The 13,021-nt window shown below is 66.3% G+C and carries 8 protein-coding genes; 1 reads left to right on the top strand and 7 read right to left on the bottom strand.

The features are described from left to right. Positions 1-80 precede the first annotated feature (80 nt). The 7 genes from lpdA to R1L06_RS04515 all read right to left on the bottom strand — a co-directional run bounded on the left by lpdA (position 81) and on the right by R1L06_RS04515 (position 11,349). The gene (gene lpdA / locus R1L06_RS04545) at positions 81-1,517 is read right to left on the bottom strand and encodes a dihydrolipoyl dehydrogenase (RefSeq protein ID WP_008264626.1); all 1,437 of its coding nucleotides are present in this window, start codon (positions 1,515-1,517) and stop codon (positions 81-83) included. Between the two features lie 63 nt (positions 1,518-1,580). Beyond that, a complete protein-coding gene (gene sucB, locus R1L06_RS04540; RefSeq protein ID WP_032129627.1) occupies positions 1,581-2,780 on the bottom strand; it encodes a dihydrolipoyllysine-residue succinyltransferase in 1,200 nt (399 codons plus the stop codon). A gap of 40 nt (positions 2,781-2,820) precedes the next feature. Then, positions 2,821-5,652 carry a 2-oxoglutarate dehydrogenase E1 component gene (locus tag R1L06_RS04535; RefSeq protein WP_032129626.1) on the bottom strand — a complete coding sequence of 944 codons (2,832 nt, stop codon included), beginning with the start codon at positions 5,650-5,652 and terminating at the stop codon, positions 2,821-2,823. A gap of 186 nt (positions 5,653-5,838) precedes the next feature. Then, complete coding sequence (locus R1L06_RS04530) at positions 5,839-6,735, bottom strand: GNAT family N-acetyltransferase (protein ID WP_317217031.1); 897 nt, start codon at positions 6,733-6,735, stop codon at positions 5,839-5,841. Positions 6,736-6,744: 9 nt separating this feature from the next. Further along, on the bottom strand, positions 6,745-8,163 hold the full coding sequence (locus tag R1L06_RS04525; RefSeq protein ID WP_317217030.1) for a ribosomal protein uL16 3-hydroxylase: 1,419 nt from the start codon (positions 8,161-8,163) through the stop codon (positions 6,745-6,747). A 654-nt stretch (positions 8,164-8,817) separates the two neighbouring features. Further along, a complete protein-coding gene (locus R1L06_RS04520) occupies positions 8,818-9,912 on the bottom strand; it encodes a dipeptide epimerase (RefSeq protein WP_317217029.1) in 1,095 nt (364 codons plus the stop codon). Continuing rightward, a complete protein-coding gene (locus R1L06_RS04515; protein WP_317217028.1) occupies positions 9,913-11,349 on the bottom strand; it encodes a C40 family peptidase in 1,437 nt (478 codons plus the stop codon). It abuts the gene before it with no gap. 132 nt (positions 11,350-11,481) lie between these two features. Between R1L06_RS04515 and R1L06_RS04510 the strand changes: the two genes are divergently transcribed. Next, entirely contained in the window at positions 11,482-12,972 is a 1,491-nt protein-coding gene (locus R1L06_RS04510) for a transglutaminase-like domain-containing protein (RefSeq protein WP_317217027.1), read from the top strand. Positions 12,973-13,021 lie beyond the last annotated feature (49 nt).

Below are 13,021 nucleotides of genomic sequence, written 5' to 3'. Positions count from 1 at the left end.
CAACAAAAAACCCCGCCGAGGCGGGGTTCCTTGTTTGCAGGCGCGTGCCGACCAACGGTCGGCACCTACCCGGATGCAGATCAGTTCGCCTTGTGGATGGCGCGCTTGCTGACCGCCATCGCCGCGTCGTGGATCACTTCCGACAGCGACGGGTGGGCGTGGCAGATGCGGGCCAGGTCATCGGCCGAGCCGCTGAACTCCATGGTCAGCACACCTTCGTGCACCAGCTCGGAGACGTTGGCGCCGACCAGGTGCATGCCGAGGATGCGATCGGTTTCGGCATGGGCCAGGATCTTCACGAAGCCTGCCGGCTCGATCATCGCCACGGCGCGACCGTTGGCGGCGAACGGGAAGCTGCCAGCCTTGTACGGAATGCCTTCGGCCTTCAGCTGGGCTTCGGTCTTGCCGACCCAGGCCAGTTCCGGCTCGGTGTAGATGACCCACGGGATGGTGTCGAAGTTGACGTGGCCCGGCAGGCCGGCGATCAGCTCAGCCACCGCGATGCCTTCCTCGAAGCCCTTGTGCGCCAGCATCGGGCCGCGCACGCAGTCGCCGACCGCCCACACGCCGTTGACGCCGGTGTGGCAGTGCGCGTCGACTTCGATCTGGCCGCGCTCGTTGATCTTGACGCCGGTGCCTTCGGCCAGCAGGCCCTTGGTGGCGGCGCGACGGCCAACGGCCACCAGCAGCTTGTCCACGGTCAGGGTCTTTTCGCCTTCGCTGTCGGTATAGGTGACAACGACTTCCTTCTTCTTGCCCTTGCCGGTGATCTCGGTCTTGGAGACCTTGGCGCCGAGGCGGATGTCCAGGCCCTGCTTCTTGAATTCCTTGGCAGCGGTCTTGGCCACTTCGGCGTCGGCCACGGCCAGGAACTCCGGCAGTGCTTCCAGGATGGTGACTTCAGCGCCCAGGCGCTTCCACACGCTGCCCAGTTCCAGGCCGATCACGCCGGCGCCGATCACGGCCAGGCGGTTCGGCACTTCGGTGAAGTCCAGGCCGCCGACGTTGTCGACGATGGTCTCGCCGTCGAACTTGGCGAACGGCAGTTCGATCGAATCCGAACCGGCGGCGATGATGACGTTGGTGCCCTTCAGCTCGACGATGGAACCGTCATGCTGGGTGACCTTGACCACGTTGCCCGGCTGCAGTTCGCCGAAGCCGTAGTAGGCGGCGACCTTGTTGGCCTTGAACAGCATGCCGATGCCGCCGGTGAACTGCTTGACGATCTTGTCCTTGCGGCCAACCATCGCCTCGACGTCGATCTTGGCATCCTTGAAGCTGATGCCGTGGTCGCCAAAGATGTGGCCCATGTTCCAGAACTGGCGCGAGGAATCCAGCAGCGCCTTGGACGGGATGCAGCCCACGCGCAGGCAGGTGCCGCCCAGCGCCGGCTTGCCGTCCTTGCCCAGCGCTGCGTCGATGCAGGCGGTCTTCAGGCCCAGCTGGGCCGCGCGGATGGCAGCGTGGTAACCGGCCGGGCCGGCACCGATGACGACGACGTCGAATTGTTCAGCCATTGAATTATTCCTTGATGCATTACCAGAACCCCTCCGCGCGGGCGCGGAGGGGCGGGAGGTGTCTTACAGGCCGAACAGCATGCGGCCCGGGTTTTCCAGCTGGTTCTTGATGTCCACCAGGAACTGCACCGAGTCCTTGCCGTCGATGATGCGGTGGTCGTACGACAGCGCCAGGTACATCATCGGCGCGATCACGACCTGGCCGTTCTGGGCGATCGGACGCTCCTTGATGGCATGCATGCCCAGGATGGCGCTCTGCGGCGGGTTGATGATCGGGGTCGACAGCAGCGAACCGAAGGTGCCGCCGTTGGTCACGGTGAAGGTGCCGCCCTGCAGTTCTTCCAGGCTCAGCTTGCCATCACGGGCCTTCTTGGCGTAGTCGGCGATGGTCTTCTCGATGTCGGCGAACGACATGCGCTCGACGTTGCGCAGGACCGGCGTGACCAGGCCCTTCTCGGTCGACACGGCGATCGAGATGTCCGAGTAGCCGTGGTAGATGATGTCGTCGCCGTCGATCGAGGCGTTGACCAGCGGGAAGCGCTGCAGGGCATTGGCCGCGGCCTTCACGAAGAAGCTCATGAAGCCCAGCTTGATGCCGTGGGCCTTGACGAACTCGTCCTGCAGTTCCTTGCGCGCCGCCGACACCTTGGACAGGTCGACTTCGTTGAAGGTGGTCAGCATGGCGGTCGAGTTCTTCGACTCCATCAGGCGCTCGGCGATGCGCTTGCGGATGCGGGTCATCGGCACGCGCTCTTCCGGACGTGCGCCACCGGCCTTGCCGGCGCCGCCGTTGCGGGCGAAGTTGACGATGTCTTCCTTGGTCACCGCGCCGCGACGGCCGGTGCCGTCGACGTCGGCCGGGTTCACGCCTTCGGTGATGGCGGTGAAGCGGGCGCCCGGCGGCAGGGTGTCGGCGGCTGACTTGGCAGCCGGGGCCGGAGCAGCGGCGGCGGCCGGAGCGGCAGCGGCCGGAGCGGCCTCGGCCTTCTTCTCTTCAGCGGCCGGAGCCGGGGCAGCAGCGACGGCGCCTTCCTCGATGATCGCCACGACCTGGCTGGAGGTCACGGTCGAGCCTTCGGCGAACTTGATTTCCTTGAGCACGCCGTCGACCGGCGACGGCACTTCCAGGACGACCTTGTCGGTTTCCAGGTCAAGCAGGTTTTCGTCGCGCTTGACGGCGTCGCCCACCTTCTTGTGCCAGGTGGCGATGGTGCCGTCGGCGACGGATTCGGGCAGTACCGGGGCTTTGACTTCGGTGGCCATTGCGGGAGCTTCCTGGTTTGTCTTCTAAATAGGGGGAGGATTATTCAGCGAACGTGTCGTTGAACGGGTTGACCAGTGCATCGGCGACCAGCTGCTGCTGTTCGCGGACGTGGTCAGCCATGTGACCGGCAGCCGGCGAAGCCGAACGTGCGCGACCGGCGTAGTGCAGGTTCTGGCCATCGGCCAGGCAGAACTGCAGGTGGTGGCGGATCTGGTACCACGCACCCTGGTTCTGCGGTTCTTCCTGCGTCCACACCACGTCGGTGGCCTTGCCGTACTTCTTCAGTTCGGCAGCCAGCAGCGCACGCGGGAACGGATACAGCTGCTCCACGCGGATGATCGCCACGTCGTCCTGGCCACGCTTGGTCTGGTCTTCCAGCAGGTCGTAGTAGACCTTGCCCGAGCACAGCACCACGCGCTTGACCTTCTTGGCGTCCGCATTGGCGTCGCCGATCAGGTGCTGGAACTCGCCGTTGGCCAGTTCGTCCAGGGTCGACACGGCCAGCTTGTGGCGCAGCAGCGACTTCGGCGACATCACCACCAGCGGCTTGCGGGTGGTCAGGTGCTGCTGGCGACGCAGCATGTGGAAGGCCTGCGCCGGGGTCGACGGCACCACCACCAGCATGTTCTCCAGTGCGCACAGCTGCAGGAAGCGCTCCAGGCGCGCCGAGCTGTGTTCCGGACCTTGCCCTTCATAACCATGCGGCAGCAGCAGGGTCAGGCCGGAGATGCGGCCCCACTTGGCTTCACCGGCGGCGATGAACTGGTCGATGACGACCTGGGCACCGTTGGCGAAGTCGCCGAACTGGCCTTCCCAGATGCACAGCGTGTTCGGATCGGTGGTGGAGAAGCCGTACTCGTAGGCCATCACCGCTTCTTCGCTCAGCAGCGAATCGATGACGGTGGCCTTCTCCGGCGAATCCACCAGCTGCCGCAGCGGCATGTAGTAGTTGTCGGTCTTCTGGTCGTGCAGGATCGCGTGGCGGTGCGTGAACGTACCGCGACCCACGTCCTGGCCGACCAGGCGCAGGGCACTGCCTTCGTCGAGCAGGGTGGCGTACGCCAGGTTCTCGGCAAAGCCCCAGTCGCCCGGGATCTCGCCAGCGGCCATCTTGCGGCGGTCGTCGTAGACCTTGGCCACGCGCGAGTGCAGCTGCACTTCGTCCGGAATGGTGTTGATCAGCTTGGCCAGTTCGACCAGCTTGTTCTTCTCGACCTTGGTCGAGATCGGGTCGGACAGCTTGCCTTCCAGCAGCTTCGGCCAATCGACGAACAGCGGGCTGGTCGGCGGGGTCTTCTCGACCTTGGCCAGCTCGGTGGTCACTTCACCGGCATCCAGCTTCTCGCGGTAAGCATCGACCATCGCCTTGCCGGCACCGGCGGCGATCACGCCCGCCTTTTCCAGCTGCTCGGCGTACATCTCGCGGGTGGTGGCGTGCTTGCGGATCACCTGGTACATCAGCGGCTGGGTGATCGCCGGTTCGTCGGCCTCGTTGTGGCCCCAGCGGCGGTAGCACATCAGGTCGATGACCACGTCCTTGGCGAACTTCTGGCGGAACTCGAAGGCCAGCTGCGCGGCGAACACAACGGCTTCCGGATCATCGCCGTTCACGTGCAGCACCGGGGCGGCGATCATCTTCGCCACGTCGGTGGCATAGCGCGTGGAACGCGTATCCAGCGGGTTGGAGGTGGTGAAGCCGACCTGGTTGTTGACCACGATGTGCACGGTGCCGCCGACGGCGAAGCCGCGGGCCTGCGACATCTGGAACAGTTCCATGACCACGCCCTGGCCGGAGAAGGCCGCGTCGCCGTGGATCAGGATGGGCATGACCTGCTTGCGCGCGGTGTCCTTGCGGCGCTCCTGGCGCGAACGCACGGAACCGGCCACGACCGGGTCGGCGATTTCCAGGTGCGACGGGTTGAAGGCCAGCGCCAGGTGCACCGGGCCGCCATCGGTGGCGACGTCGGCGGAGAAGCCCATGTGGTACTTCACGTCACCGGCCGAGGCGTGCTCGTCGTGCTCGAACTTGCCTTCGAATTCGTCGAACAGCTTGCGCGGGTTCTTGCCCAGGGTGTTGACCAGCACGTTCAGGCGGCCGCGGTGGGCCATGCCGATCACCACGTCCTTGACGCCATCCTTGCCGGCGCTGCGGATGATGGTGTCCATCATCGGGATCAGCGAGTCGCCGCCTTCCAGCGAGAAGCGCTTCTGGCCGACGTACTTGGTGTGCAGGTAGCGCTCCAGGCCTTCAGCCGCGGTCAGGCGCTCCAGGGTGCGGCGCTGGGTATCAGCGTCCAGCTGGTAGTTGCCACCGGCCAGTTCCAGCTTCTTGTAGATCCACTGGCGCTGCTCGACCTCGGAGATGTGCATGAACTCCGCACCGATCGAGCCGGTGTAGGTCGCCTTCAGGCGTGCCAGCAGGTCGCGCAGCTTCATGCGCGGCTGGCCACCGACGCCGCCGGTGCTGAACTCGCTGTTGAGGTCGCCATCGGACAGGCTGTGGAACGGCAGGCCCAGGTCCGGGGTGTTGACCGGTGCGGCCAGGCCCAGCGGATCGAGGCGGGCGTCCAGGTGGCCGCGCGAACGGTAGGCAGTGATCAGACGACCGACATTGCGCTCGCGCTCGTCGCCTGCACCGTTGCCGGTACCGGCCTTCAGCGCATCCTTGGCCGCGTCCGCAATGTGGGAGATGACGGCCGAGTGCGGAATGTCACCTGCTTCACGGCCCTTGAAGCCGTCGAAGTAGGTTTTCCATTTGGGATCGACACTATCCGGGGAGACCAGGTACTGCTCGTACAGGTCCTCGACATAGGAGGCGTTGCCGCCGGCGAGTTGCGAAGATTGCGCAAACTGCTTCAGTTGATTGTCCACGATGGAGGGTGTTGATTCGCTTTGTGGGGTATGGCTTCAGAAGGACCCGGCAGGAAGATGAATAGCCCTGCGCGGGCGCGTTCAAACAGCCAAATTGTACCCCCAACCGGACACGAAGGGGCACCACCAGAGGTATCGCGCGTCCCCCGGTGCCGGTTCCAGACAGGTTGAGTCAGCCCGCTCCGCTCAGATGCCGAGCGCGCGCAGTTCGCTGCAATCACGCGAACGGTCCCAGACGCGCTGCAATTGCTGCTCGAACGGCTGCGAACGTGCCGGCAGCGCGATGCCGGCTTCGCCGTCGAGGCGATGGCCGATCAGACGAAAGTAGAAGTCGCCCGCATCGTTGAGCAGACAGGCCGAGGCCAGCGCACGGTCGACCGGGTCGGTGACCTCGCGGAACTGGATCACGCTGGGCAGGCGCTGGGCCAGCGCCCGCAGCGGCGCCCCGGCAGAGGCGATCGCGGCGGCGTCGTGCACGATCACCCGCAGCTGCTTGTCGTGGCGGGCGGTGACGAAGCGGCGCAGGGCGGCCTGTATCGGGGGCGCATCGAGCAGCCCGGGGTCCAGCTGGCGGCTGTGCAGCCACAGCTGGCGACGGGCGCGGTGGATGATGGCCGTGGTGATGGCTACTGCCTCGGCGCGGCTGTCGATGGCGCTGGCCGCGCCCAGCCGGCGGCGCATCTGCTGGTGGCCGATGCCGGCCTCCTCGAACACCTCGCCTTCGGGCAGAAAGCCCTGGCGGGCATAGAAGTCACGGGCGGGCAGCTGGGCATGCAGATGCAGCTCGGCCAGGCCGAGCCGGCGCCCGGCCTCCACCAGTGCTTCCAGCAGGGCCTCGCCGACCCCGCGGCTGCGATGGCTGGCCAGCACCGCCATGCGGCCGATGCGGCCATCCGGGGCCAGCCGGCCCGTGCCGACCGGCTGGTTGTCACTGTCCAGCGCCAGCACATGGGCACTGACCGGGTCCAGCGCATCGCGTTCCAGCTCGGCGGCGATGCCCTGTTCCTGCACGAACACGCGTTGGCGCACCTCGTGGATGGCAACGTGGGCATCGGCGTGGCTGACCTGCTGGACCCGGATCATGGCGATGGCTCAGGCCCGGCCGGCGCTGTCGTCTTCCTCGTCGTCCTCGAAGTTGACGATGACCTCGATGCCGTCGTCGTGCACGGTCACGGAGTGGACATCGTCGGACACCGCATCGGCGTCGATCGCATCCACGCGGTCGCGGCCTTCGACGACCTCGCCGAGCACCACGGCATCCTCGCCGTCGTCCTCGTCCTCGTCTTCGGCCTCGTATACCTCATTCGGGTCGATCAGCTGGAACACCCCGCCGACCAGCAGCTGCTGGACCACGGCACGGCCCTTGTCGGACAGGCCGCGATAAGCGGCGGCGTCCAGCTGTTCGGTGCCAGCCAGGCGCTGCGCGTCCTTCACCGGCAGCGCGAAGTCCTGGCCGCTGACATACAGGCTGGCGCCACGCTTGGCCCGGCGCCAGGCCAGCCGGGCCCACGGGTGGCGCTGCAGCAGCAGGCCCGATGCCAGGGCCTGGACCACTTCTTTCTGTGCCGGTGCGGCCTGGTGGGCCATCACTTCGCCGGCCGCGCGGTAGGTGGTGATGAAGCGGCCGAACCAGTCGCCCAGCTTGTCCGGGTCGTTCATGCGGATGGCGTTGAGCGCGGTGATCACCCGCGCCATCGCCACTGTGTCGATTTCGTTCGGGTCGGCCGGCACCTTCAGGTCGGCATCCTGGTAGCGGATGTTCTCGTCGGCATCGGCGATCAGGGTGTCCAGGTAGTCGCTGATCAGCTCGGCCGAAGACGGCGCGCGCATGCCGAACGAGAATGTCAGGCAGGGATCTTCGGCGACGCCGTGGTGCGGCACGTTCGGCGGCAGGTACAGCATGTCGCCCGGCGCCAGCACCCAGTCGTGGGTCGGCTTGAACACCTTCAGCAGTTTCAGTTCCACGTCCGGGCGGAAGCCCAGCGGCGGCTGCTTGCCCTTGATCGATTCGCTGGCGTCGATCTGCCAGCGGCGATGGCCATGGGCCTGCAGCAGGAACACGTCGTACTGGTCGACATGGGCGCCGACCGAGCCGCCGGTGGCGGCGAAGCTGATCATCACGTCATCCATGCGCCAGCGCGGCAGGAAGCTGAAGTGCTCGATCAGGGCGCGCACGTCCGGGTCCCACTTGTCCACGTCCTGCACCAGCAGGGTCCAGTCGTGGTCGGGCAGGGCGGGGAACACGTCTTCCTGGAATGGACCGGTGCGCACGCGCCAGCCGTCCTGGGTCTTGTCGTGCTCGATCAGGCGTGCCAGCACGCCTTCCTCGCAGGCCAGCCCGGCCAGGTCTTCCGGCTGCACCGGGGTCTGGAAGTTGGGGAAGGCGTTGCGGATCAGCAGCGGGCGTTTCTGCCAGAAGTCGCGCAGGAAGGTGGCCGGCGCCATGCCCAGCGGCTGGCCGGGGCGGGCGGTGACTTCGATGAGGGGGGCGGAGGACTTGCGGGCGGCCATGGGGGAGTTCCTTGCAGCGGAAAGCGGGAGGGGCGGCGCGGCGGGCCGCCTGAGATCTCCATTGTCCGCCGTTCGTGGGCATTGCGCACGTGCGCGGGTTTGTCGCGGGGTGTCCGGCCAACGGCGGAGCCCCTCGTGGCGGGGTCTGGGTTGGTCGCTGAAAGCAAAAGCCGCGCTTGGCCGGGCGGGTGGGCTGCGCGGGGGACGCTGCAAGTACGTCCCTGTAAGCTTGGCCGCCGCATCCATGCGGCGGACACCCCTGCAAACCCCACCCGCCCGACCTCGGACACATCGCGCGCGTGCCAGCCGCGAAGGGGTTACGGGGCAGGGCAGAAGCAAGAGCAGGTGCATCCACGCGTGGCGTGGATTTACTGGGTGCAGCTGTTGCTTTGGACGTTGAGTCCGCCTTGTAGCGAGCCGAGCACCGCAGGTCCGGCGAGGGCGAAGAGGCGCGGGTGTCTGAGCGCAGCGAGTTCCGCGCCGTCCCTCGGCGGGCCGAGGAGCGCAGGGCACCGACGTGCGCAGCACGTCGGCTCGCGGCTGGCGGAGCGTTTCTTTTGGTTACTTTTCTTTTCGCGAAAAGAAAAGTAACGCCCGACCAAGCATCAGATACGCACGGCCCTTGTAGAGTCGAGCCATGCTCGACTGCGCGGTTCAACCCAGCATCTCCAGCCCACGCACTTCAGTGATGCCCAGCCCCGGTACGTCGCTGATGCTGATCTCCGATTCGTTGAAGTGCACGCCGCCACTGACCGGGTCGAACTGGCCCAGCGAGGGGCCGTCGAGGTCGACCTTGGTGATCACATCGCTCTTGGCCACCGCCAGGTGCACCGCCGCGGCCACGCTGATGCTGGACTCGATCATGCAGCCGATCATGCAGGGCACACCGTAGATACCGGCGATGTCGGCGATGCGGATCGCGTTGGACAGGCCGCCGGTCTTCATCAGCTTGATGTTGATGATGTCGGCTGCGCGCTGCTGGATCAGGTCCATCACCTGGCTCGGGCTGAACACGCTTTCGTCGGCCATCACCGGCGTGTTGACGCGGTCGGTCACGTACTTCAGGCCACTGATGTCGGCGGCCTTCACCGGCTGCTCCAGCAGCTCGAGCACCACGCCCGCTTCCTCCAGCGTGCGCATGGCATGCACCGCCTGCTTGGCGGTCCAGCCCTGGTTGGCATCCAGCCGCAGCAGGGCGCGGCCTTCCACAGCAGCGTGGATCGCCTTGACCCGTTCGATGTCCAGGCCGATGTCCTTGCCGACCTTGATCTTCAGCGACTCGAAGCCGCGTTCGATCGCCGACAGCGAATCGGCCACCATCTTGTCGATGTAGTCCACGCTGATGGTGATGTCAGTGGTGATCACCGGGTCGCCGCCGCCCAGCATCTGGTACAGCGGCGCGCCATGCAGCTGTGCCCACAGGTCGTACAGCGCGATCTCCACCGCCGCCTTGGCGCTGGTGTTGCGCTCCATCGCGGTCTGCACCAGACCGCATAGGCGATTGAGGTTGGCCACGTCTTGGCCGATCAGGCGCGGCGCGATGAAGTGTCGGATCGCTTCGATGATCGAGCCGTGGGTATCACCGGTGATCACCGCGGTGGCCGGCGCTTCGCCGTAGCCGGTGTGGCCGGAGTCGGTGCGGATCAGCACCACTACGTCTTCCACGGTTTCCACCGTGCGCAGGGCGGTCTTGAACGGTGTTTTCAGCGGCACGCGCAGCATGCCCAGTTCGATGGCAGTGATCTTCATTCAGGGGGTCTTGGCACGCAGGCGTTGGATGTTGGTGATGCGGTCGATGTAGCGGACGCTGTCGCTGGCCATCATCGGCTCCAGCGGGGTGACCGAAACACCATTGAGATGGGCCTGCACACGCTTGCCGTCAGCACCGAACCAGCTGCCGCCCGCCGTATCGTGGATCACCCAGGTGCGGCCGTCGACGTGGCCGATGGCCATCATCACGTGCCCGGGGATGTAGACCAGATCGCCCACCTGCAGATCGGTGACGGCGCGGTCGCGCACGGCCTTGCCGTCCTTGCCGGTGAACGGTACGCGGTCCAGCGCCGGACTGATCGCCTGAGCACTGGTATTGCGTGGCAGCAGCACGCCGAAGCTGCGGTAGATCTCGGAAACGAAACCGCTGCAGTCGCGGGTGTCGTAGTCGTGGCCCCAACCGTAGCGCTCGCCGAGGAACTTGAATGCCTGCTGCAGCAGCAGGCGCGGGGTCAGCGGCAGGTAGTCGGCGGCGGTGTCCTGCGAGCGCGGCAGCAGCGCCGGTACCAGTTTCAACCGGCCATCGGCCTCGCGTACCGGCAGCTGAACCACCCACGCGGCGTGCGCCTGCTGGCCGTTCACCGGCTCTGACGCCGGCCAGTCGGCCAGCACCGGCAGGCGCACGCCCATGTCCAGCTGCAGGCGCGAGACGCGCGGTTCTTCCGGGGTGTAGGCGGTCTGTGCGGTGGCGCCGGTGACGATCCGGTACGGTCCCTTCGCGCCGTAGCCGAGCACCGTGGCCTTGTCGCCGCTGGCGGTGGCATCGGCCTCGATCCATGCGCTGTAGCGCTCGCTGTGCACGAACAACCAGCGGCCGTCGGCACTGCGATGGACCACCGCGACCTTGTCGCCGGGGAACAGCGCCGATTCCTGGAAGCGATCGATGTCGGTGTCACCGACGCTGCTGAAGACGCGCTCGCGGGTGGGGAAAGTACGCAGTGCAGCGCGCTTCACCACCAGCCCGTATTGCGGTGTCGTCTGTGCGGGAATGGACTGCAGGCCCAGATTGGCTTCGATCGCGCTGCGCAGTGCCGGCGCAATGGCCTGGCCCTTGTCGTTGTACAGAGTGCGGGTGGGCCAGCTCGACAGCGAGGTGATGCTGGCGCGCACCGCCGCCGCATCAAGCTGCGCGGGCAGTGCGGCGATGTCCTGGATGTGGCTGTCCTGTGACCGCATCCGTGCGTTCTGTGCCTCGATCTGGCTGCGGTCCAGGATCGGCACATCGGCGTTGTCCAGGCGCGCGGCCCAGTACTGGGGGGTGAGGTAGGCCTCGTGCAGGCCGATCACATAGGGCAGCGGCGCGCCGGGATCAGGCGTCGGGGAAGCGAGTGCGAAGGCCGGTGCGGCCAGCAGGCACAGGGCCAGGGTCAACCGGCGCGGCCAGTGCCGGCGCGGTTCGCGGGAAGCCAGGATCATGCGCTGCACACCCTCCTCGAATGCCTGTTGGAATATTTATTCCTTTCGACGTCGAAAGCAAGAATAAATTATTGACCGGTCTCCCGGCCCGTGTTACACAGCCGTTACCACCCGCGCTTGGGAAGTGTCGCTGTGGATCCTGCCGTTCGCAAACTGCGTCTGCCTGCTGCTGCCGGCCTGAGTGCTGCGCTGCTGCTGTGCGCGTGGTCGGCGGGAGCGGAGCCGCCCCCCTCGGCCATCCAGTTCGCGCGCGTCGTGCAGATGATCGACGCGGGACGGTTCTTTGAAGCTCACAGCGAACTGAACACCTGGTCGGCCGCCGACGCGGCGGAGCCTGGCGTCAGTTTCGACGACATCGCGTTCCAGGAAGAACGCATGCGCCGCATCCGCCTGGATTTTTCCCTCGACGAAACCGCCGCCAAGTCTGCCGTGCGCCGCTGGATTCCCGACCTGACCGACGAGGAATTCGCGCGCTGGGATCAGCTCGGCCTGATTGAGCATCTCGACATCGATGGCACGCGTTGGTATTTCAAGCGCGCACCGTCGAACCTGTTCCTGCTCAGCGATGAGGCACGCGCACGCCGCCGCGCGGATGCACCGATGTCGCCGCCGGGCCCGAACGAGGTGCTCAACGCGCACCACGCGCGCGTGCTTGCCGCAGCGGAACAAAGTGGCCGAGCGTCGGTACTGCCGCAGCGCATTGAATTCACCCAGTCGCTCACGGTCAAGGCCGATGCGGTACCGGCGGGGGAAACGGTTCGTGCCTGGATTCCATATCCGCGCGAAATTCCTGGCCAACAGGAACGCGTGCAGTGGCTGGGCAGCACCCCCGGCAGGGCGCGCGTGGCACCAGCCAGCACCCTGCAGCGCACCGCCTATCTGGAAGCCAAGGCGGTGGCGGGGCAGCCGACGCGCTTCGAGGTCCGCTACGCGGTCACGATCCTGGCCCGGCATACCGCGATCGATCCGGCCAAGGTGCAGCCGACACCGGCCGATCCGGCGCTGAAACCCTACCTGGCCGAGCAGCCGTCGCACGTGCGATTCACGCCGGCACTGAAGCTGTTCTCCGACCAGGTGCTGCAGGGGGAAACCCGCCCGTATGAAGTGGTGCGCAAGCTGTTTGCTGCTGTGGATCGCATTCCATGGGCCGGTGCGCGCGAATACTCCACGCTCAGCAACATCAGCGATTACGCGCTGCGTGCCGGACATGCCGACTGCGGCCAGCAGACCCTGTTGCTGATCGCGCTGCTGCGCATGAACGGCATTCCCGCGCGCTGGCAGTCGGGCATGGTGTTCTCCGACGATGGCAGCGGCTACAACAACCTGCATGACTGGGGGCAGGTCTACCTGGCGCCGTATGGCTGGCTGCCAATGGACGTGACCACAGGCGCGCTGGCCAGCGACGTGCCGGCCCTGCGCGATTTCTACCTGGGTGGCCTCGATGGCTACCGCATCGCCTTCAACGACGATTTCGGCCAGCGCTTCGTGCCGGCCAAGCAGCACTTCCGCTCGGAAACGGTCGACTCGCAGCGCGGCGAGGCCGAGTGGGCAGGCGGCAACCTGTACTTCGACCAATGGAGCTACGACTTCCAGTGGCGGGTACTGCCAGCCGGGCAACGCTAGCGCGACACATCGCATTCCACACCATTCAATTCTTGCAGGAGAGAGCAGG

The organism is Stenotrophomonas mexicanensis (assembly GCF_032911605.1).
GTDB lineage: Bacteria > Pseudomonadota > Gammaproteobacteria > Xanthomonadales > Xanthomonadaceae > Stenotrophomonas > Stenotrophomonas maltophilia_A.
The sequence above is the reverse complement of the archived record's forward strand: the minus strand, read 5'-3'. Positions and strand labels throughout refer to the sequence as shown.

What these genes read in the sequence shown, in the direction of transcription:
- R1L06_RS04525 (WP_317217030.1), bottom strand. Translation starts at nt 8,163, where the DNA reads ATGGCCGCCCGCAAGTCCTCCGCCCCCCTCATCGAAGTCACCGCCCGC.
- R1L06_RS04530 (WP_317217031.1), bottom strand. Translation starts at nt 6,735, where the DNA reads ATGATCCGGGTCCAGCAGGTCAGCCACGCCGATGCCCACGTTGCCATC.
- R1L06_RS04520 (WP_317217029.1), bottom strand. Translation starts at nt 9,912, where the DNA reads ATGAAGATCACTGCCATCGAACTGGGCATGCTGCGCGTGCCGCTGAAA.
- sucB (WP_032129627.1), bottom strand. Translation starts at nt 2,780, where the DNA reads ATGGCCACCGAAGTCAAAGCCCCGGTACTGCCCGAATCCGTCGCCGAC.
- R1L06_RS04515 (WP_317217028.1), bottom strand. Translation starts at nt 11,349, where the DNA reads ATGATCCTGGCTTCCCGCGAACCGCGCCGGCACTGGCCGCGCCGGTTG.
- lpdA (WP_008264626.1), bottom strand. Translation starts at nt 1,517, where the DNA reads ATGGCTGAACAATTCGACGTCGTCGTCATCGGTGCCGGCCCGGCCGGT.